This window comes from Luteibacter sp., from assembly GCF_036499525.1.
Lineage (GTDB): Bacteria > Pseudomonadota > Gammaproteobacteria > Xanthomonadales > Rhodanobacteraceae > Luteibacter.
The window spans coordinates 1-20,347 of sequence record NZ_DASYDO010000071.1 but is presented as its reverse complement, the minus strand read 5'-3'; the positions used below and the strand labels follow the sequence as shown (position 1 = coordinate 20,347).

Here is a 20,347-nt window from a genome sequence, read left to right as displayed (position 1 = left end):
ACCGGCAATGGCGCCGCCCCGGCGCTTTGTGAAGAGCTTGCCCGGTGGGGGCCGTTCCTACCCGGTAAGGGCCGCGGCGGCGACGAAGAAGGATCCGAACAACAGCAGCGTATCGTCGTCGCTCGCCGCCTGGCGCGCGGCAGCCCATGCCTCGGCGACGCTCGCATGTGCTGAGGCCGATGCACCGGGCAGCACGGCGACCAAGGTGGACACCAGCACCCCTGCGCCCAGGCCGCGCGGCGTGTCGGCTTCCAGCCCGGCGATGAACCAGCGATCTATCCGGCGGCCCATCGCGCTGACGACACCGGCCACGTCCTTGTCCGCGAGCGCGCCGTAGACTGCGAACACGCGGCCCGAGGCTGGCTGTGCATCCAGCCACGCCGCGAGCGCACGCGCTGCCTGCGGGTTGTGGCCGACGTCCACGAGCGTGCGTGGATGGTCGGCGATGCGCTGCAGGCGGCCGGGGACGTGAACCGTCGACAACGCGGCGCGAATCGCTGCCGGGGAAACGTCCACGCGCGTTCCGAGCGCGTGGATGGCGGCGATCGCTGTCGCTGCGTTGGCGAGTTGTACCGGGGCGTCGAGTGCGGGGAGAGGCAACTCGAGGCTCGTACCGTCACGATGCTCCCACGACCACGTATTTTCCGGAGCCGGTGTAGGAGCGCGACCTGCGCGCGACATGTTTCGAGGCCGCCCCCCGGAGCTGGCGCGCGAGATTTCAAATGATGGCGAAAGGCTGTCGCGCGCAAGGCGCGCTCCTACAGAGACGTATGCTTCGCCGGCCCGAACGATCACCGCCCCGATGCCGCGTAGCGCATCCAGCAATCCCTGCGGCGGCGCCAGTTCGCCGACGATCGCCGGTCGCCCAGCCCGCGCTATGCCTGCCTTCTCGCGGCCGATGCTGTCGCGATCGTTGCCCAGCCAGTCCTGGTGGTCGAGATCGACGGTGGTGATAACCGCGACGTCGGCATCCACGATATTCACCGCGTCGAGCCGCCCTCCGAGACCGACCTCGAGGATTGCCACGTCCAGCCTCGCGCGCGCCATCAGGTCCAGCGCCGCGAGGGTACCGAACTCGAAATAGGTCTGTGGAATGCTGCCGCGCGCGGCCTCGATGCGCTCGAACGAGGCAACCAGCGCCTCGTCGGCCGCATCCTCGCCATCGATCCTGATCCGCTCGTTGTAGCGGAGCAGGTGCGGCGAGGTATAGCAGGCCGTGCGGTAGCCGGCGGCGCGCAGCATGCCCTCGAGCAGGGCCACGGTGGAACCCTTGCCGTTGGTGCCACCCACTGTAATGACCAGGGGGGCGGGGCGCGGGGCGCCCATCGCCTCCCATACGGCACGGACCCGTTCGAGACCAAGCTCGATGTCACGGGGATGCGTGCGTTCCTGGTACGACAGCCACTCGCCCAGCGTGCGGGTCATGCGATCAGCAGTTGCCGTCGCCGCCGAACGGATCGTCGAGGACGATCGTGTCATCGCGGTCCGCGCCGGTGGCAACCAGCGCGAGCTTGCAGCCCGAGAGTTCTTCGACGGCACGCAGGTAGGCGCGCGCGGCCGGTGGCAGCTTGTTCCAGTCGCGGATGCCCGCGGTGGATTCTTCCCAGCCCGGGAACTCGAGATACACCGGCTTGCACTCGGCCCAACCATCCGCATCGAGCGGCGCGAGTTCGCGACGCTTGCCGCGATACTCGTACGCAATGCAGACCTTGATGCTTTCCAGCCCGTCGAGCACGTCGAGCTTGGTGATGGCGAGACCGTCGATGCCGTTGATCTGCACCGCGCGCTTCAGCGCCACCAGGTCGATCCAGCCGCAGCGCCGGGGACGGCCCGTGCTGGCGCCGAACTCGTTGCCCTTCTTGCGCAACAACTCGCCCATCTCGTCGTTGAGCTCGGTGGGGAACGGACCGCCGCCGACGCGCGTGGCGTAGGCCTTGCAGATGCCCAGCACGTAGTCGATGTCGCGCGCGCCCACGCCGGTACCGGCCAGCGCACCGCCCACCGTGGTGTTCGACGAAGTGACGTACGGATAGGTACCGTGGTCGATGTCGAGTAGCGCACCCTGCGCGCCTTCATACAGGATGTTGCCGCCGTCGCGGCGCATGTCGTGCAGGATGGTGGCTACGTCGTCGACCATCGGACGCAGGTATTCGCCCCAAGTGAGCGCTTCGTCGAGCACGGTCTGGTAATCGACCGGCTCGGCCTTCAGCCACTTCGTGAGAACGAAGTTGTGGTACTCGACGGCTGCCTTCACCTTCTCCGGCAGTTCGTGCGGATACATGAGGTCGGCCACGCGGATGGAGCGGCGAGCCACCTTGTCCTCGTACGCCGGCCCGATGCCGCGACCGGTGGTGCCGATGGCCTTGGCACCGGAAGCGACTTCGCGCGCCTTATCCACGGCAATATGGTACGGCATGATCAGCGGCGTGGCCGGCGAGATCTTCAGGCGCGGACGCACATCGACGCCCTGCGCTTCCAGCTCGGCGATTTCGCTCACCAGCGCGGCCGGCGACAGCACTACGCCGTTGCCGATCAGGCACAGCGCGTCGTCGCGCAGGATGCCCGAGGGAATGAGGTGCAAGACCGTCTTCTTACCCTTGATCACCAGCGTGTGACCGGCGTTGTGGCCGCCCTGGAAACGCGCGACGGCGCCGACGCGTTCGGTGAGCAGGTCGACGATCTTGCCTTTGCCTTCGTCGCCCCACTGCGCGCCAAGAATAACTACTGACTTGCCCATGATGTCTCTCGCTGAAGTTTGAGTTGACCCGCTGTGGGCCGACGTCGGTGACTAGATTCGCCATCCATGGCTCATCAAGTCACCCGGCCTGCGGCATCCTGCCTCGGGCGCTCGCCGGAACGGAATGCCATTCAAGGCATTCCGTTAAAGCCCGGCTCGCCCCCACTGGGCCCTGAGAATGACGACTGACTTGCCCATGATGTTCTCGCTCAGGTTGGTGCAGCCCCATTGTGGGGCGCTGACGGTGACAGGTTTGCGATGTGTGTCGAATCGGGCCGCTCGTATGCGCGAGCGGCCGCAGCATCAGCGTTTCGGTGAACCGGGGTCGCTGAAGTAGCGCAGGAATTCGGAATCGGGCTTGAGCACGAGCACGCCCTTGCCGTCCTTGAACGACTTGGCGTACGCGGCCATGCTGCGATAGAACGCGTAGAACTCCGGGTCTTGCCCGTACGACTGCGCGTAGATGGCGGCGGCCTGTGCGTCGCCGTCGCCGCGCACTTTGGCGGCGTCACGGTTGGCATCGGCCTTGAGCACCTGCGCCTGCCGATCGGCGTCGGCCTGGATTTTCGCTGCGGCTTCCTGGCCGGTGTAACGCAGCTCGTTGGCCAATTGCAGACGCTCGGCGCGCATGCGCTTGTAGACCGATTCGCTGACTTCTTCCGGCAGGTCGATGCGCTTGATGCGCACATCGACGATGGCGATGCCGAGGTTCTTGCGCGCGGAGGCGTCGGTCTGCTGGCGCACGCGCTCGGTGATGTCCTTGCGGCCGCCGGAGATCAGTTCTTCCAGCGTGCGCGCGTTGAACTCGAAGCGAAGCGCGTCCTTGATCACCGGGGTCAAACGCTGTTCGGCCTGCAGCTCGTCGCCGCCGGTGGCGCGATAGAACGCGGCGTTGTCGGCGATGCGCCACTTGGCATAGAAATCGACGTTGACGCTTTTCTTCTCGGAGGTGAAGTAACGCTCCGGCGGTGCATCCAGCGAGAGGATGCGGTTGTCGAACTGCATCACCTGCTGCATCAGCGGAATCTTGAAATGCAGGCCGGGCTGGTAGTCGGTGCGCACCATGCGTCCGAACTGCAGCAGGATGGCGTTCTGCCCTTCCTTCACCACGAACATGCTGTTGAGGCCGAGCAGCACCAGCACGGCCACGACCAGTGCGATCACGATCCGGTTCATGGCTGGCTCCCGTTGGTCTTGGCGTCACTGGCGGGAGTGTCGGTGGCGGTCGGCGCCACGGCATTGACGGTGCCCATGTCGCTGACCGGCTCGCGGCCGTACGGCAGGTTGATGATGTTGCGGCCGCCGGTGGTGTCGATGACCTTGGCGTTGTCGGCCATCACCTGTTCCATGGTTTCGATGTACAGGCGGCGGCGGGTGACTTCGGGCGCGGCCTTGTATTCCTTCAGCAGCTGATCGAAGCGCGCGGTGTCGCCCTGCGCGGTGGCGATGCGCTCGGCCTTGTAACCGTCGGCCTGCTGCGCGATGGCGGCGGCGTCGCCGCGCGCGACCGGCACGACCTTGTTGGCATAGGCCAGCGCGCCGTTCTCGATGCTCTGCTTGTCTTCGCGCGCCTTGTTGACGTCGTCGAAGGCGTCTTTCACGTCCTTGGGCGGCGACACGTTCTGGAAGCTGACCTCGGTGACGCGCAAGCCGGAGTCGTAGCCGTCGAGGGTTTTCTGCAAGGTCTGCTGGGCTTCGCTGACCAGGTTGGCGCCGGCGGCGGAGAGGATCTGGTCCATGTCGCTGTTGCCGATCACGCCGCGCACCGCGGCCTCGGCGGCGGCCTGGATGCTGCCGTCGGAATCGTTGAGTGAGAACAAATATTTGCGCGCGTCGTCCACCTGGTACTGCACGGTGAAATCGACGGTGATGATGTTTTCGTCGCGGGTCAGCATGCTGACGGTGTCGTTGACCGAACGCACGCGCGTGGCCTCGACCTTGGTCACCGCTTCGACCGGCTGCGGCAGCTTGAAGTGGAAGCCGGGCGGCAAGGTGCGCGAGTACTGGCCGAAGCGCAGCACCACGCCGACCTGGCGCGCATCGATGATGGTGTAGCTGCTCAGCAGCAGGCCGACCAGCAGCAGTACCACCACGCCGGTGAGCAGGCTGCCCGGACCCTGGCCGAATTTGCCGAGGCCGGACTTGAGGTTCTTGAGCAGCCCGTCCAGCGGCGACTTGCTGCCGCCCTGCCGGTTCTTGCTCCAGGGATCGCGTTGCCCGTTGCCGGGTTCATTCCATGCCACGGTCAGTCTCCTTGGGCTCGCCGGAGGCCGGCAACCACGGCCGGAACACACGTTGAACGGGATCGCGCATTGAGTTGGGCCAAAGCGGTTGAGGCGACGCGACGCCTGGAACGAGGCCGCGCAAACGCCGAAGATTCTAGCAGAGCTGGATCGGGGCGTCCCCCGTCTCGCCACTCAGTCCACTGGCGCCAGCAGCTCGCGCAGCAGGCGGGTTTCCACCGCGTCGCCGCCGCTGAGCGGCGCGATGACGCTGCGCGGCGCGTCGATGTGCAACTGCCAGCCGTGCTCGTCGATGGTCTCGCCGGTGATCGCACCGGCGGCCTTGAGGCGCGCATGCAGCCGGCCGGCCGACAACGGCAATTGCAGCTCCGAGCGCACGCGGTCGCCACCCAGCAGCTCGCCCAGCGCCTGGCGCAACAGCTCGGTGCCGGCCCCGGTTGCGGCGGACAACCAGACCCGCACCGGCTTGCCCGATGCATCGCGATCGATGCGCGGCTCGACGCCGGCCAGGTCGATCTTGTTCATCACCTGCAGTTGCGGCACGTCGCCGGCGTCGATTTCCTCCAGCACGTTGTCGACCACGCGGTGCAGGCGTTCGCGTTCTTCATCAGCGGCGTCACTGACGTGCAGCAGCAGATCGGCGTCGCGCGCTTCGGCCAGGGTGGCGCGGAAGGCGGCGACCAGATCGTGTGGCAGCTCGCGGATGAAACCGACGGTGTCGGCCAGCACGGCCGGACCGCAGCTCAGGTTTTCCAGCTTGCGCACGGTGGGATCGAGCGTGGCGAACAGCTGGTCGGCGGCGTAGACATCGCCGGTGGTCAGTGCATTGAACAGAGTGGACTTGCCGGCGTTGGTGTAACCGACCAGCGCCACCCGCGGCACGATGTTGCGCAGGCGCGCGCGACGCTGCTGGCCGCGCTGGGTCTGCACTTTCTGCAGGCGCTTGGTCAGCATCTTGACGCGCTCGGCGAGCAGGCGGCGGTCGGTTTCGAGCTGGGTTTCGCCAGGACCGCGGTTGCCGATGGCACCGCCGCGCTGGGCGTCCAGATGGGTCCAACCGCGCACCAGGCGCGTGGCCAGGTGCTTGAGCTGGGCCAGTTCCACTTCCAGCTTGCCTTCGTGCGAGCGCGCACGCTGGGCGAAGATGTCGAGGATCAGGCCGGCGCGATCGACCACGCGCACGCCGACGTGCTTTTCGAGGTTGCGTTCCTGCACCGGCGTCAGCACATGGTCGACCAGTACCAGGTCGACTTCGAGCGCGCGTACCGCCTCGGCGACCTCGTCGGCCTTGCCGCTGCCGACGTAGTAGCGAGGGTTGGGATCCTCGACGCGCGCGGCGATGACGCCCAGAATCTCGGCGCCGGCGGATTTCACCAGTTCGGCGAATTCCTCGCCCCGACGCACGGTGTCGCCTTCGCCGCGCGAATGCGGCAGGAGCAGCAGTGCGCGGTCGCCTTTCTTGTGTCTATCGAACACGGATGGGTTTGATCCTTACGGGCAGACCCCTGTCATGCGGCCTGCACGGCCGTCAATCAAGCGTCCGCGTCGGTCGATGACGATGCGTCGCCATGGCTGTCGTGGTCCGGGCCGTCGTGCCCATTGCCCATGCGCACATTGCGGCTGGGCACCACGGTGGAGATGGCGTGCTTGTAGACCATCTGGCTGACCTGGTTGCGCAGCAGCACCACGAACTGGTCGAACGACTCGACCGTTCCCTGCAGCTTGATGCCATTGACCAGATAGATGGCGACCGGCACGCGTTCGCGGCGCAGCGCATTCAGAAACGGATCCTGCAACGATTGTCCCTTGGACATTTCTTCTTCTCCCCTTCCGCGGACAGGTCCGGAAAAAACGCCAACGCGGCGCCCGGGCCCAACATGACTGGATGTTAACCGGTTTCAAAAGCTTGATGAAAGGGGGCTTTTGCCGACCGGATCGCTGTATCCACGAGCCGTGGCGCTGCGTTTTACTCTCTCGGCGGCCGTGCAGGCTCGCCGAGGAACAGCTCGACGGCGTCGAGAGCAGGCTTCAACGGCCGTACGCGGTCGGGATCGATGCGCCGTGTCGCATGGTCACTTCGCAACCAGGTGATCTGCCGCTTGGCCAGCTGTCGCGTCGCGTAAATGGCGCGATTGCGGAACTCGGTGTCATCGATCATGGCGTCGAGGTGCTCCCAGGCCTGCCGATAGCCGACTGCACGGATCGCCGGCAGCTCGGCGTGCAGATCGCCTCGCGCGCGCAAGGCCCGGACCTCGTCGAGGAAACCGGCCGCGAGCATCGCGTCGAAACGCTCCGCGATGCGCGCATGCAACGGGCCGCGATCCTCCGGCAACAAGGCCAGCTTCAGCACACGCCAGGGAAAGAGCTCGCTTCGCCCATGTTGCAGATCGGACAGCGGCTGGCCGGTGAGTTCAATGACCTCCAGCGCGCGCTGCAATCGCTGCGCGTCGTTATTGCCGATGCGCCCGGCCGCCACCGGATCGAGTTGCGCCAGGCGCTGGTGCATGGCCGGCCAGCCGATACGCGCAGCCTCCTCCGACAAGCCTGCACGAATCGCCGGATCCGCCTCAGGCAATTCGGAGAGCCCTTGCTGCAGGGCGCGAAAATAGAGACCCGTGCCGCCGACCAGCAACGGCACTCGCCCGCGCGCGCTGATGGTTTGCATGACGGATACCGCGTCGTCGCGAAATTCGGCAGCCGAATATGGTTGCGACGGATCGCGGATATCGATCAACGCGTGCGGATGGCGCGTGAGCGTCGCGGCATCCGGCTTGGCGCTGCCGATGTCCATGCCACGATAGACCAGCGCCGAATCCACGCTGACCAGATCCAGCGGCAGCCGGTCAGCCAGTTCGCATGCCAGTGCCGTCTTGCCCGACGCGGTCGGGCCCATCAGGAAGATGGCGAGGGGGCGCTGGTCGATGGGCATGGACGCATTGTAATGGCCAGCGCAGCGCGACCCGTGGGCAACGCGTCAACCGGACCCTCGCGAAGGGCGTTGCTTGGGTGGTTTGCCAACACCCTAGCAGGCCTCGAAGAACTCCCATGACCCAGACGAAATCGCTGTACCTGTCGCTCGGTTTGCTCGCTGCCGCATCGTACTGGTCGGCAGCGTGCATGGCCGCAGCCATGCCGAACTTCACCGGCATCTGGCGACTGGACGACCAGCACAGCGACAGCCCGCCGGACATTGCCGCCCGCCTGCGCGCGGAAAGAAAACTCGAACAGGCGGCGCCGCAGAACACCACAGCACCCGCCAGCGCCAGCAGCTCCTCGACGCCGGCATCCGGCCGCCACGGCGGGCATGGCGGTGGACGCGGCATGGGCGGCGGCGGAATGGGTGGTGGTGGAATGGGCGGCGGCATGCATGGTGGTGGTCACGGCCGGGGCGGCGGCAACCACAACAAAACCAGCGACAGCGACAACAGCCCGCCGCCGCCCGATGTTCCGCCGCCGCTGCTGGACGACGACTCGGTACTCAACGTGCAGCAGGATGCGAAAACCATCCACGTGGTGTTCGGCGACAAGGATCAGCTCGACGGCCGGCTCGACGGCGTGACCAGCCAGTCGCTCAGCGGCAACGCCAGCGTGCAATCGCATCTCGATGCCGATGGGCTCGACTTCACCATGCAGTTCGACGGCGAAGTGCGGCTCAGGGAGAGCTGGGTCGTTTCGCCGGACGGTCATCATCTGATCGTGACCGAGAGCTGGACCACGCCTGCGGTGCAACAGCCGATCGTGTTCAAGCGCAGCTACGACCGCCTCGACATCTGAGTCGCGCAAGAAGGCACGTCGATGCCGCGGATGCATGGCTGGTGATGCGACTGCCGAAGTCTCTTCGGCACCCGGTTCAATAGCACTATAATTGTGATTCCCCAGCCCGCCGCGCGGGCCAAACGATGGATTGCCATGCAGCAGACAATGAAGGCCCTGGTCAAGCGCAAGCCCGAACAGGGCATCTGGATGGAAGAGATTCCGGTGCCGCAGGTCGGCCCGAACGAGGTGCTGATCAAGGTGGAGAAAACCGCCATCTGCGGCACCGATCTGCACATCTACAAGTGGGACGAGTGGTCGCAGCGCACGATCAAGCCGGGCCTCACCATCGGCCATGAATTCGTCGGCCGCATCGTCGAGATCGGCCCGGGCGTGACCGGTTACAAGATCGGCGACCGCGTCTCGGCCGAAGGTCACATCGTCTGCGGCCATTGCCGCAACTGCCGCGCCGGTCGCCAGCATCTGTGCCCGAACACCATCGGCATCGGCGTGAACCGCAACGGCGCCTTCGCCGAATACATGACCATGCCGGCCTCGAACCTGTGGCCGATTCCGGACCAGATTCCGTCCGAGCTGGCCGCGTTCTTCGACCCGTACGGCAACGCCGCGCATTGCGCGCTGGAGTTCGACCTGATCGGCGAGGACGTGCTGATCACCGGCGCCGGCCCGATCGGCATCATCGCCGCGGGCATCGCCAAGCACATCGGCGCGCGCAACGTGGTGGTCACCGACGTCAATGACTACCGCCTCAAGCTTGCCGCCGACATGGGCGCCACGCGCGTGGTCAACGTCTCCAAGCAGTCGCTGAAGGACGCCGTGGCCGACCTGCACATCGAAGGCTTCGACGTCGGCCTGGAAATGAGCGGCAATCCGCGCGCGTTCGCCGACATGCTCGACTGCATGTACCACGGCGGCAAGATCGCCATGCTCGGCATCATGCCGCGCGGCGCGGGCATCGACTGGGACAAGGTGATCTTCAAGGGCCTCACGCTGCAGGGCATCTACGGCCGGCGCATGTACGAGACCTGGTACAAGATGACGCAGATGGTGCTGACCGGATTTCCGCTGCAGAAAGTGCTCACGCACCAGATCGCCATCGACGATTTCCAGCGCGGCTTCGACCTGATGGATGCGGGCAGTTGCGGCAAGGTCGTCTGCAGCTGGTAAGCCCGTTTCGCAACGTCCGTATAACGACGGATCGTTAACGACGGATCGCGCCAACGGCGTGACGCATTGAATCGCCGAGCGCGTTGTACACTCCCCGATGCACGAACCTGCCACGGCGTGATCGGCCTCGGGGGAGTTTCAGCCTGCACCGATCATGTCGTCGTTCACGACGTCATCGGAGCATGCCGGCATGGCTGAACGCAGTTCTTGGCCGCGGAAACGGATCGCCGCCGGGCGCGAGAAAGTGGTCGCCCTGTCACGCTCGCGACGGCTGCGCATTGCTGGCGTCATCCTCCTCGCATTGATCGTTCTGTTCGGCCTGTTCGGCTTCCTTGCGGGACCCTCGATCCTCAAGAGCCAATTGCAAAGCCGGCTCAGCGCCGCGCTGCATCGGCCCGTCACGGTCGGTGCCGTGAGCATCAACCCGTTCACCTTGAACGTGGCGCTGGATCATCTGCATATCGGTGATCGCGATAGTCCGTCGCCGTTCGTCGACATCGACAAACTGACCATCAACGCTTCGTGGAGCTCGGTGTTCCACATGGCACCGGTGCTCGATGCACTGACGCTGGAACATCCACAGGTGCACATCACGCGCATCGCCGCGCAGCAGTTCAATTTCTCCGATCTGCTCGAGTCTTCCACGCCGACGCCACCCGACCAGAAGCCGGCGCGGTTCTCGCTCTACAACATCAGCCTGCACAACGGCGAGATCGTGGTCGATGACAAGGTGCAGAACATCAGCCATCGAGTCGACCAGATCGAGCTGGGCATTCCGTTCATCACCAACCTGCCGCATTCCGTCGATGTGTTCGTGAAGCCGCTGCTGGCCATGCGCGTGGACGGGAGTCCGCTGCGTGCAGAAGGTCAAACCAAGCCGTTCGCGGACAGTCGCGAATCGGTGATGACATTCACGCTCGATCATCTCGACCTGCCCCGCTACCTTGGCTACTCGCCGACGCCGCTGCCGGTCAACGTGACGCGTGGACAACTGTCAGGGCAGCTCGACCTGCACTTCATTGCAGCGCAGCCGACGCCACAGCTGCGTCTCGGCGGCAAGCTGCAACTGGACAACTTCGCGGCCACCAGCCATGACAACTCACCGCTCATCGAACTCGGTCGCGTGACCACCACGCTCGACGATGTCGAGCCGCTGCTGTCGCGCTATCACCTCGGCACGCTGCAAATCGATCAGCCAACCCTGCATTACAGCAAGCTGCCCGGTGGGCGCAGCAATATCGATGCATTGACGGCGGCGGGACCGCCGCCGAAAGCTTCCGATCCCAAACCACCTGCCACCGATGCACGCATCGCCATGCTGACCTTGCAGGAAGGACGCGTGGAGTATTCGGATCTGAGCGGCGCCAACCCGGCACGGCTGACGCTGGATCACCTACACGGTACGCTGCGGGGCTTGTCCACGCTTGCCGCCCCGTCGGCGAGCATTGATTTCGCCACCCAGCTCGCCGGCGGAACCGCAACGACGACCGGCAAGATCGACATGACCGCGGGCAGCTACATCGGCTCGGTCGGCATGAAAGGCGTGAACATCGCGCCACTGCTTCCGCTGGGCCCGCCGATGCTGGCGTCGGAGATGAAGAGCGGCAACCTTGATGGCACGGCTCAGCTGAAAGCAAACTGGGGCAAGGCGTTCAACGTGCAAGTCGCACCAGCAGCGGTTGCCATCAACAACCTCGTGCTGACGCATCGTGGCCGTACGCCGGTCGCGTGGCAGGCATTGAACGTTCAGATCGGCAAGATCGATCTGGCGTCGCATTCGGCGCAGATCGACAGCGTGCTGATGCACGGCCTCAAGCTCGATGCACAACGCTCGCGAGACGGAAAAATCGATCTGACCGAGCTGATGAAGTCGACGCCACAAGCCGCGCGTCGATCCGCCGCCGTCCATGCAGCACCAGCCTGGCACTGGACGATCCGCCACCTCGGCGTCGACGGCAGCACGCTTGCCTTCAAAGACCTGAGTGGCACGGGAAAGCCGACCAACGTCACCGTCAAGGCGGACAAGTACAGCGTCGACAACCTCTCCGACAACATGCACCAGCCGCTGAAGATCGATCTGGCCGGCGGCATCGGGCGTGGCCAGTATCACATTGCCGGCACGGTGAAACCCGAGCCGCTGGATGCCGACCTGCGGGTGAACACGACGCGCCTCGACGTGGCGTCGCTGCAATCGCTGGTGCAGGTGCCGTTGAACGTGCGCATCTCCAGCGCGCTGATGAGCGTGAACGGGCGTGCACGCTATCGCGACCGCAAACCGGCCGCACTGATCAGCTATCGCGGGCAGCTCGCCTTCACCCGCGTGCGCGTGCAGGACAAAATCAGCGGTGACGATTTCCTGCGCTGGAACGCATTGACTGCGCGCGGCCTTGATGTGCGCATGGGCGAGGCTGTGCCGCATGTGTCCATCGCGGGCCTGACCCTCGGCGATTTCTATGCGCGCGTGATCATCAACGCGACGGGCCGCATGAATCTGCAGGACGTAGTGAGCAATCCGGCGACTGCACCCGTGTCCGTCACTGCCGTGCAGAATCCCGCACAGGCTGCTTCGGTCGCTCAGGCAGCACCTGCAGCCGCCACGTCGTCGGCTGCGCCTGCGGCGGATATCCAGATCGGCGAAATCAAGGTCGCACGCGGCCAGCTCAACTACACCGACAACTTCATCAAGCCCAACTACACCGCCAACATCACGCAGCTCGAAGGCACCATCGGCGCCTTCGGAACGGCGGCCGGCGGCCCACCTGCCGCGCTGGTGCTGCAAGGCAAGCTGGACGATGACGCGCCGGTCAATATCGACGGCAACATCAATCCGCTGGCGCCGGTCGCGTATCTCGACGTCAAGGCCAAGGCCGATGGCGTCGAGCTGACGCACTTGTCGCCGTACTCGGGCAAATACGCGGGTTATCCGATCACCAAGGGTCGGTTGACGATGGACGTCCATTACCTGCTCGACCAAGGCAAGCTCACCGCGGACAACCACATCTTCATCGATCAGCTGACCTTCGGCGACCGCATCGATGGCCCTGGCATCAGCCATCTGCCGGTGAAACTTGCGGTAGCGCTGCTGAGGGATTCCGAGGGGCGGATCGACGTGCACGTGCCCGTCAGCGGCTCGCTGAGCGATCCGCATTTCAGCGTCGGCGGGCTGGTCTGGCACGCGATCGTCAACCTGATCGGACGCGCGATCACTTCTCCATTCCGCCTGCTCGCCTCCGCGGGTGGCAGCAAGCAGGATCTCGGCTACGTGGAGTTCGTGCCGGGATCGAGCGTGCTCGACAAACAGGCACAGGATCGGCTGGCGGGCATCGTGAAAATTCTCAATGACAAGCCATCGCTCAAGCTCGACGTGATCGGCCGCGTCGATCGCAAGTTCGATGAGGCCGGTCTGCGCAAGGTGACGGTGGATGACCTGGTGCGTGCCGAGATGTCCAATGCGTCGGACGACCAGTCGCAGGATGGCAAGAATGCTTCGGCGCAATCCACCAAACTCAGCGAAGAAGACAACGACAAGTATCTGAAGAAGGCTTACAAGCATGCCAAATTCAAGAAGCCGCGCGATCTTATCGGTCTGACCAAATCCCAGCCGCCGGATGTGATGCGCAAGATGCTCGAGGACAACGTGCCGGTCGACGACGATGCCATGCGCCACCTCGCCGAACGTCGCGCGGACGCGGTGCGCCAGTGGCTGCGTGGCAAGGTCGACGACAAGCGCGTGTTCGCGCTGGCGCCAAAGCTCAATGGCAAAGGCATCGACGATTCCGGCAAAACCACGCGCGTCGATTTCGGGCTGCACTAGCAGCGGGCTGCGCCGCTCGGCGGCTGTCAAGGTTTTCTGCGGGGCGGGAAAGGCTCACAATCAGCCTTTCTCCAGCCTGCGGAATTCCCCATGAGCTATCCCGGCCAGTCGCGTTTCAGCGCTGAACTCGAATCGATCCGCGATCAGGGCTTGTTCAAGGCCGAGCGCATCATCACCTCGCCGCAGTCCGCCGAAATCGAGTTGCAGGGCGGGCACAAGGTGCTCAATTTCTGCGCCAACAATTATCTCGGCCTCGCCGACAATGCCGAAGTGATCCAGGCCGCGAAAGACGCGCTGGATTCGCACGGCTTCGGCATGGCCTCGGTACGTTTCATCTGCGGCACGCAGGATCTGCACAAACAGCTTGAAGCACAGATCGCGAAGTTCTTCGGCACCGAAGACACGATTCTTTACGCGGCATGCTTCGATGCCAATGGCGGCCTGTTCGAGCCGCTACTGGGCGAAGAAGACGCTGTTATTTCGGATGCACTGAATCACGCATCGATCATCGACGGCATCCGCCTGTGCAAAGCCAAACGCTATCGCTACGCCAACAGCGACATGGCCGATCTGGAGAAGCAGCTTCAGGCCGCCGACGCCGCCGGCGCGCGTACCAAATTGATCACCACCGACGGCACCTTCTCGATGGACGGCTTCATCGCGCCACTCGACCGGATCACCACGCTGGCGAAGAAGTACAACGCCCTTGTGCATATCGACGAATGCCATTGCACGGGGTTCCTTGGAGAAACCGGACGCGGCTCGGCCGAAGTGCACGGCGTCATGGACAAGATCGACATCTTCACCGGCACGCTGGGCAAGGCACTCGGCGGCGCGCTGGGAGGATTCACCAGCGGACGCCGCGAAGTGATCGAAATGCTTCGCCAACGTTCGCGTCCCTACCTTTTCTCCAACTCGTTGCCGCCGCACGTGGTGGCTGCGGGCATCAAGGTATTCGACATGCTGGAGTCCGCCGGCGATCTTCGCGCGAAGCTGCAGGACAATACGCGTTACTTCCGGGAGCGCATGACAGCCGCAGGCTTCGACATCAAGCCCGGCGTGCATCCGATCGTGCCGGTGATGATCCACGATGCGAAGAAAGCGCAGGCCATGGCGGCCGAGCTGCTGCTTGAAGGCATCTATGTCACCGGCTTCTTCTTCCCCGTCGTTCCCCAGGGCCAAGCACGCATCCGCACCCAGATGAGTGCGGCACACACACGTGCGCAGCTGGATCAGGCGATTGCGGCATTCATCAAGGTTGGGCGCAAGCTGGGCGTACTTGGCAGCTGATGCGCCGCTGTCGGATAGTCAGCGGGTGCCGCGCTGATCCAGCGCGCTGACTTCCGCTTCGTCCAGTCGCCTCCATTGGCCCTTCGGCAATTCGCCCAGGGCCAATGGTCCGATCGCCACGCGGATCAGCCGCAACACATCGAAACCGAGTTCGGAAAGCAGGCGCCGTATATGGCGGTTGCGGCCTTCGTCCAGCACCACCTCAAGCCAGGCGTTCTTCTCGCCCGCGCGCAGCAGTTCGGCGCGTTTTGCTTTCAGAAGGTCGCCGGCATCGACGATGCCCTTTTGCATCGCCAGCAAGGTCGCCGCGTCGGGCTTTCCGGCAACCTGCACGTGATAAGTCTTGTCGAGATGGGTCTGTGGATCCGTGATTCCGGCAGCCCAGGCGGTATCGTTGCTGAGCAACAGCAGTCCCTCACTGGCCTTGTCCAGTCGGCCCACCGGGCCGAGCCAGGGTAAACCCGCTGCAGCTAGGCTGGAGTAAATGGTGTCGCGACCGCGCTCGTCCGCCGCGCTGACAATCAGCCCGCGTGGCTTGTTGATGGCGACGTACACCTTGTCGGCGACCTGCACCGGCTTGCCATCGACAGCGACCTTCTGCCGGTCGGCATGCACCGGATATTCGGGATCCCGAATCACGCGGCCATCCAGACTGACACGACCGTCGCGCACCCATTGTTCGGCCTGGCTGCGTGAGCAGATGCCCAATTTGGACAGCACACGTGCCAGGCCATGGCGTGGTGCTGGCGGCAGCTTGACGCCTGGAAGCAGGGATCGGGTCGGACTCATCCGCGCAGCCTATCGGCCCAGGGCTCAAAACGACAGGTCAAAGGCCACGCAGGCGACGCGCTGATCATTCCGCCCTCCTCCGCGAAGCATAAAAAAACCCGGCCGAAGCCGGGTTTTTTCTACATCAGGTGACAAGGTTCGATTACTGCTGAACCTGCAACTCCGTACGACGGTTCTGCGCACGACCGGAGTCGGTGGCGTTGTCGCCGATCGGATCGTTCTCGCCGTGACCGATGGGTCCTTCCAGACGGCTTGCATCGATGCCGTGGGCGGTCAGGTAGTCGTACACGATCTTCGCGCGACGCTCGGACAGGCTCTGGTTGTACGCGTCGGTACCCTTCGAGTCGGTGTAACCAGCAACCGTCACGTGCACCTGCGGGTAACGCTGCAGGGTGTCAACAGCCTGATCCAGGACCGAGATCGAATCGGCGCTCGGCTCAGCCAGCGACTTGGCGATGTTGGTTTCGCCCTTCTTCGGACGATCGAACTTGAAGTTCACGCCACGCAGGTCAATGACGACCTTCTGCGGGCAACCGGTCGCATCGACGATGGTGCCGGCAGCCGTGCCCGGGCACTTGTCGTCGCAGTTGTTCACGCCGTCCTTGTCGTCGTCCATGGTCGAGCAGTCAGGTGCCGGCGGCGGCGGCGCAACAGCCGGGGCCGGAGCCGCAGGCGGCGCACCAAAGCGCGAAACGATGCTCAGGCCCAGGAACCAGTCGCCGTAACCGTCTTCGCGCGGCTGGGTCTTGTCGTCCCAGTCGTAGCGATAGCCGGCTTCGACCCGGAAGTCGGAGCTGTCGGTGATCGTCTTGGACAGACCCGCGCCCAGTTCGGCCGCCGGGGACCAGCCGCTGTCGCCAGCGGAATGATGCTGGCTGCCCATCACGGCGGCGAGCAGGTACGGGCGCCATGCGTTCCAGCCACCGGCATAGAAACGTGCGGCCACGCCGTACGCATTGTTGGACCACTTGCCGTTGCCCGCATCGACATCACGGCTGGTGCGGTCCGCGAACAGGTCAAGGGACACGTTCGGGGCGATGAAACGACCAACGCCCAAGCCGTAATAGATCTGGCGGCTGTTGGTGTTGCGATCGGTATCGTTGTAGTAGCCACCAACGGTGGGGGCGATGTACCAGCGGCCATCGTAGCTGGAAGTCGCATCCATGGATGCGCTGTCGGCCGCCGTAGCAGCAGTGTCTTGCGCATGAACGGCACCTACGCCGCCCAGGGCCAGCGCGATCAGAAAATACAAGCCCTTACGTTTCATCAGGTGTCTCCTCGATTATTAGGTTTTCGCGTCCGTTCAGTCCCAACCGGAAATCGCGTATCGGAACTGAGCTTACGTCATTCAGAGCTTTAGTAGCCCCTGCTTGGCGTTCCTGCCATAAGCGGGGGAGAGTGTAGCAAAATCGTTAAGTGGGTGGCGAATTACATCTTGCCGGATGCTTTCCGGTGAGACTTCGTTCAGGAAGTTCGCCAGTTGTAAAACCAGACAACGTCGAGCGGCGAAGTCATCCCGACAACGTTAATTTTCCACTCACATCGTCTTTACAGCGTGAAAAGACCCAGGAACTCATGCAATGGCATGGCGTCCAGTTTCGACGCCGTGCCGGTGGCCTCCATGATGGCCTTCACCCGATGCGCAGGCAGGTGCCCCCGAATGGCCGCTTCAAATTTTTTCAGCAGCACCGGAATGCCCTCCTCGCGGCGCCTGCGATGACCAATCGGGTAATCGATCGACACCTTTTCGGTACTCGTGCCGTCCCTGAAGAACACCTGCACCGAATTGCCGATGTAGCGCTTCGCCGGGTCGAAATAGTCTTTGGTGAACTGGGGATTCTCGCTGACCTGCATTTTTCCCCGCAACGCATCGATGCGCGGATCTGCAGCCACTTCATCGTTGTAGTCATCGGCGGTGAGTCGCCCGAACAGCAGCGGTACGGCGACCATGTACTGAATGCAATGATCGCGATCGGCATAGTTGGCCAGGGGCCCGGTCTTGTCGATGATGCGGCAGCCTGCCTCCTGGGTTTCGATGACGATCCGGTCGATCTCTTCGATCCGGCCGGCCACCGCGCCATGCAGTTGCATGGCGCATTCGACCGCCGTCTGCGCATGGAATTCGGCCGGAAAGCTGATCTTGAACAACACGTTTTCCATCACGTAGCTTCCGAATCCGCGCTCGAACTCGAAAGCCTTGCCCTTGAACGCCACGTCGTAATAACCCCACGTCTTGGCGCTCAGCGCCGAGGGATAACCAGCCACGCCGCGATAGACCGCGTTGATCGCGTGAGTGACCGCGCGACGGCACGCGTCGCCCGCGGCCCAGCTCTTGCGCGGACCGGTATTGGGCGCGTGTCGATAGGTGCGGAGCGCACCGTTGTCGATCCAGCTATGCGATACCGCCGTGGTGATCTGTTCCTTGTCTCCGCCGAACATCGCGGTGGCGACCGCGGTGGAGGCAAGCCGCACGAGGATCACGTGATCCTGGCCAACGCGGTTGAAACTGTTCAGCAGCGCGTAGCAACCCTGGATCTCGTGGGCCTTGATGGCGAAGCCCAGCACATCGCGCACCGTGAACGGCGTGCCGCCTTCGTGCTCCGCCTTGCGGCTCAGATAATCACCGACGGCGAGGATCGCGCCCAGATTGTCAGACGGATGACCCCACTCCGCAGCCAGCCAGGTGTCGTTGAAGTCCAGCCAGCGGATCTGCGTACCGATCGCGAACGCGGCCTGCGCCGGGTCCAGTTCGTGGCTGGTTCCCGGCACCCGGGCACCGCCCGTCAGGTTCGCACCCGGCACCAGCGGCCCGAGATGCTTCACGCATTCTGGAAATTTCATCGCCAGCATGGCCGTGCCCAGCGAATCGAGCAACATGTAGCGCGCGGTGTCGTAGGCTTCCTTCGAGTCGATCCGGTAGTCGGCGACATAATCGGCGATATCGACCAGCGGCTGGTCTGGATCCGGACGGACAGCGGAGCGAATGTCGTGCGCACTCATGGATAAGCCTCGATACGGGAAATCGCCATTTTAGCTGACCGGCGCGCAAGGACAGCAGCCGGATCGCTTGACCATCCCCGCGGGGATGCCGACAATCGAGTTACACATCCCAGAAGGGAGTAGTTCCCGGCGTGGGTTTCCCGCGTCGGTGCAGCGATCGTCAACACGAGCGATGCCTCGCTCCGGGCGCTGCGGCAGCCATCTGCGAACGAGACTTTTGTGGTGGTCCCAGGCCGCGCGTGCCTGTGCCCGCCACAATTGTCCAACGCGCATGGAATGCTTATGGAAATCACCGGCACCGATTTTTTCTCAGGCCTGTTCGCCATCATCCTGCTGGATCTGGTACTGGCCGGCGACAATGCCATTGTCATCGCGATGGCCGCCAGCCGATTGCCGCCGGCGTTGCAGAAGCGGGCCATCTTCTGGGGGACCTTCGGCGCCGTCGCTGTCCGTTTCGGACTGACCGCGATCGTCGTATTCCTGCTTGAGCTTCCCGGCCTGATGCTCGCCGGCGGCCTGTTGCTGTTGCCGATCGCATGGAAGCTGCTTCAGCACAGCGGCAATGACGATCCGGCGATCAGCGCAGCCGATTCATTCTGGAAGGCCTTGCGTACCATCATCGTCGCCGATGCGCTGATGGGGCTCGACAATGTGCTCGCCATTGCCGGTGCATCGAACGGTCATCTTGGCCTGGTCATCATCGGGCTGCTGATCAGCGTGCCGCTGGTCGTCTGGGGTTCCACGCTGATCCTGAAACTGATCACCCGCTTCCCGGCGATCATGTATATCGGCGCCGGCGCCATCGCTCTCACCGCAAGCAGGATGATCGCCCACGATCATTGGCTGAGCGACTGGTTCGATCAGCACGGCGCGATGAAATATGTCCTCGACGTGATGCTGATCGCCGGCATCTGCGGCGGCGGCTGGCTGATGCAGCGATGGCGCAGGCATGCGAAAGGCGCCTGACGTGATTGCGCAGAAAGAAGGGAGCCTATCGGCTCCCTTTTCACTTTCCCCGTCAAGACTCAGCGCTTGTCGATCGGGACGTAACTCTGATCTTCGGGCCCCGTGTAATTCGCGCTCGGGCGAATGATCTTGCCGTCCTCTCGTTGTTCGATCACGTGCGCGCTCCAGCCAGAGGTGCGCGCGATGACGAACAGCGGTGTGAACATCGCGGTGGGCACGCCCATCATGTGATACGCGCTGGCCGAGAACCAGTCGAGGTTCGGAAACATCGTCTTGACCTCGGCCATCACTTTCTCGATGCGCTCGGACACCTCGAACAGCGTGGGATTGCCGCCGTCGGTGCACAGCTTGCGCGAGATTTCCTTGATGATCTCGTTGCGCGGATCCGACACCGTGTACACCGGATGCCCGAACCCGATGATGATTTCCTTGCGCTCGACGCGGGCACGGATGTCGGCCTCGGCTTGGTTTGCACTGCGATAGCGAGCGATGATCTCCATCGCCACCTCGTTGGCGCCGCCGTGCTTCGGGCCGCGCAACGCACCGATGGCGCCGGTCAGTGCCGAG

16 protein-coding genes are annotated in these 20,347 nt (G+C 64.0%); 5 read left to right on the top strand and 11 right to left on the bottom strand.

Annotated elements, in window-relative coordinates:
* Positions 1–57: 57 nt before the first annotated feature.
* The 7 genes from folC to miaA form a co-directional block, all read right to left on the bottom strand.
* Positions 58–1,425: a bifunctional tetrahydrofolate synthase/dihydrofolate synthase gene (gene folC, locus VGM71_RS14765; protein ID WP_331546492.1), complete on the bottom strand. Its 1,368-nt coding sequence runs from the start codon at positions 1,423–1,425 to the stop codon at positions 58–60.
* A gap of 4 nt (positions 1,426–1,429) precedes the next feature.
* Positions 1,430–2,737 carry an adenylosuccinate synthase gene (locus VGM71_RS14760; RefSeq protein WP_331546490.1) on the bottom strand — a complete coding sequence of 436 codons (1,308 nt, stop codon included), beginning with the start codon at positions 2,735–2,737 and terminating at the stop codon, positions 1,430–1,432.
* A gap of 303 nt (positions 2,738–3,040) precedes the next feature.
* Positions 3,041–3,913, bottom strand: coding sequence for a protease modulator HflC (hflC, locus tag VGM71_RS14755; protein WP_331546488.1), 873 nt, complete (start codon positions 3,911–3,913; stop codon positions 3,041–3,043).
* Positions 3,910–4,980, bottom strand: coding sequence for an FtsH protease activity modulator HflK (gene hflK / locus VGM71_RS14750; RefSeq protein WP_331546486.1), 1,071 nt, complete (start codon positions 4,978–4,980; stop codon positions 3,910–3,912). Before hflK ends, hflC begins: the two co-directional genes overlap by 4 nt.
* Positions 4,981–5,154: 174 nt before the next feature.
* Positions 5,155–6,456, bottom strand: coding sequence for a ribosome rescue GTPase HflX (gene hflX, locus VGM71_RS14745; RefSeq protein ID WP_331546484.1), 1,302 nt, complete (start codon positions 6,454–6,456; stop codon positions 5,155–5,157).
* Between the two features lie 56 nt (positions 6,457–6,512).
* Positions 6,513–6,794 (bottom strand): RNA chaperone Hfq, encoded by a 282-nt coding sequence (gene hfq, locus VGM71_RS14740; RefSeq protein WP_331546482.1) that lies wholly within the window; start codon positions 6,792–6,794, stop codon positions 6,513–6,515.
* Positions 6,795–6,946: 152 nt separating this feature from the next.
* Entirely contained in the window at positions 6,947–7,909 is a 963-nt protein-coding gene (gene miaA / locus VGM71_RS14735) for a tRNA (adenosine(37)-N6)-dimethylallyltransferase MiaA (protein ID WP_331546480.1), read from the bottom strand.
* 116 nt (positions 7,910–8,025) lie between these two features.
* Between miaA and VGM71_RS14730 the strand changes: the two genes are divergently transcribed.
* The 4 genes from VGM71_RS14730 (at position 8,026) to kbl (ending at position 15,025) form a co-directional block, all read left to right on the top strand.
* On the top strand, positions 8,026–8,754 hold the full coding sequence (locus VGM71_RS14730) for a hypothetical protein (protein ID WP_331546478.1): 729 nt from the start codon (positions 8,026–8,028) through the stop codon (positions 8,752–8,754).
* Positions 8,755–8,901: 147 nt separating this feature from the next.
* Positions 8,902–9,921, top strand: coding sequence for an L-threonine 3-dehydrogenase (tdh, locus tag VGM71_RS14725; protein ID WP_331546658.1), 1,020 nt, complete (start codon positions 8,902–8,904; stop codon positions 9,919–9,921).
* A gap of 154 nt (positions 9,922–10,075) precedes the next feature.
* On the top strand, positions 10,076–13,735 hold the full coding sequence (locus VGM71_RS14720; RefSeq protein ID WP_331546476.1) for a DUF748 domain-containing protein: 3,660 nt from the start codon (positions 10,076–10,078) through the stop codon (positions 13,733–13,735).
* Positions 13,736–13,825: 90 nt separating this feature from the next.
* Entirely contained in the window at positions 13,826–15,025 is a 1,200-nt protein-coding gene (kbl, locus tag VGM71_RS14715) for a glycine C-acetyltransferase (protein WP_331546474.1), read from the top strand.
* An 18-nt stretch (positions 15,026–15,043) separates the two neighbouring features.
* Here kbl and VGM71_RS14710 read toward each other — a convergent pair whose 3' ends face one another.
* The 3 genes from VGM71_RS14710 to VGM71_RS14700 all read right to left on the bottom strand — a co-directional run bounded on the left by VGM71_RS14710 (position 15,044) and on the right by VGM71_RS14700 (position 18,814).
* On the bottom strand, positions 15,044–15,814 hold the full coding sequence (locus tag VGM71_RS14710; protein ID WP_331546472.1) for a pseudouridine synthase: 771 nt from the start codon (positions 15,812–15,814) through the stop codon (positions 15,044–15,046).
* Between the two features lie 142 nt (positions 15,815–15,956).
* On the bottom strand, positions 15,957–17,081 hold the full coding sequence (locus VGM71_RS14705; RefSeq protein ID WP_331546470.1) for an OmpA family protein: 1,125 nt from the start codon (positions 17,079–17,081) through the stop codon (positions 15,957–15,959).
* 281 nt (positions 17,082–17,362) lie between these two features.
* On the bottom strand, positions 17,363–18,814 hold the full coding sequence (locus VGM71_RS14700; protein ID WP_331546468.1) for a bifunctional 2-methylcitrate dehydratase/aconitate hydratase: 1,452 nt from the start codon (positions 18,812–18,814) through the stop codon (positions 17,363–17,365).
* 282 nt (positions 18,815–19,096) lie between these two features.
* On the opposite strand from VGM71_RS14700, the gene VGM71_RS14695 reads away from it, so the two are divergent.
* A complete protein-coding gene (locus VGM71_RS14695) occupies positions 19,097–19,780 on the top strand; it encodes a TerC family protein (protein WP_331546466.1) in 684 nt (227 codons plus the stop codon).
* A gap of 59 nt (positions 19,781–19,839) precedes the next feature.
* On the opposite strand, the gene VGM71_RS14690 is transcribed toward VGM71_RS14695, so the two are convergent.
* A partial coding sequence (locus tag VGM71_RS14690; protein ID WP_331546464.1) for a citrate/2-methylcitrate synthase occupies positions 19,840–20,347 on the bottom strand: 508 nt, incomplete at its 5' end.

What these genes read in the sequence shown, in the direction of transcription:
- folC (WP_331546492.1), bottom strand. Translation starts at nt 1,425, where the DNA reads ATGACCCGCACGCTGGGCGAGTGGCTGTCGTACCAGGAACGCACGCAT.
- VGM71_RS14760 (WP_331546490.1), bottom strand. Translation starts at nt 2,737, where the DNA reads ATGGGCAAGTCAGTAGTTATTCTTGGCGCGCAGTGGGGCGACGAAGGC.
- hflC (WP_331546488.1), bottom strand. Translation starts at nt 3,913, where the DNA reads ATGAACCGGATCGTGATCGCACTGGTCGTGGCCGTGCTGGTGCTGCTC.
- hfq (WP_331546482.1), bottom strand. Translation starts at nt 6,794, where the DNA reads ATGTCCAAGGGACAATCGTTGCAGGATCCGTTTCTGAATGCGCTGCGC.
- miaA (WP_331546480.1), bottom strand. Translation starts at nt 7,909, where the DNA reads ATGCCCATCGACCAGCGCCCCCTCGCCATCTTCCTGATGGGCCCGACC.
- VGM71_RS14730 (WP_331546478.1), top strand. Translation starts at nt 8,026, where the DNA reads ATGACCCAGACGAAATCGCTGTACCTGTCGCTCGGTTTGCTCGCTGCC.
- tdh (WP_331546658.1), top strand. Translation starts at nt 8,902, where the DNA reads ATGAAGGCCCTGGTCAAGCGCAAGCCCGAACAGGGCATCTGGATGGAA.
- VGM71_RS14720 (WP_331546476.1), top strand. Translation starts at nt 10,076, where the DNA reads ATGTCGTCGTTCACGACGTCATCGGAGCATGCCGGCATGGCTGAACGC.
- kbl (WP_331546474.1), top strand. Translation starts at nt 13,826, where the DNA reads ATGAGCTATCCCGGCCAGTCGCGTTTCAGCGCTGAACTCGAATCGATC.
- VGM71_RS14710 (WP_331546472.1), bottom strand. Translation starts at nt 15,814, where the DNA reads ATGAGTCCGACCCGATCCCTGCTTCCAGGCGTCAAGCTGCCGCCAGCA.
- VGM71_RS14705 (WP_331546470.1), bottom strand. Translation starts at nt 17,081, where the DNA reads ATGAAACGTAAGGGCTTGTATTTTCTGATCGCGCTGGCCCTGGGCGGC.
- VGM71_RS14700 (WP_331546468.1), bottom strand. Translation starts at nt 18,814, where the DNA reads ATGAGTGCGCACGACATTCGCTCCGCTGTCCGTCCGGATCCAGACCAG.
- VGM71_RS14695 (WP_331546466.1), top strand. Translation starts at nt 19,097, where the DNA reads ATGGAAATCACCGGCACCGATTTTTTCTCAGGCCTGTTCGCCATCATC.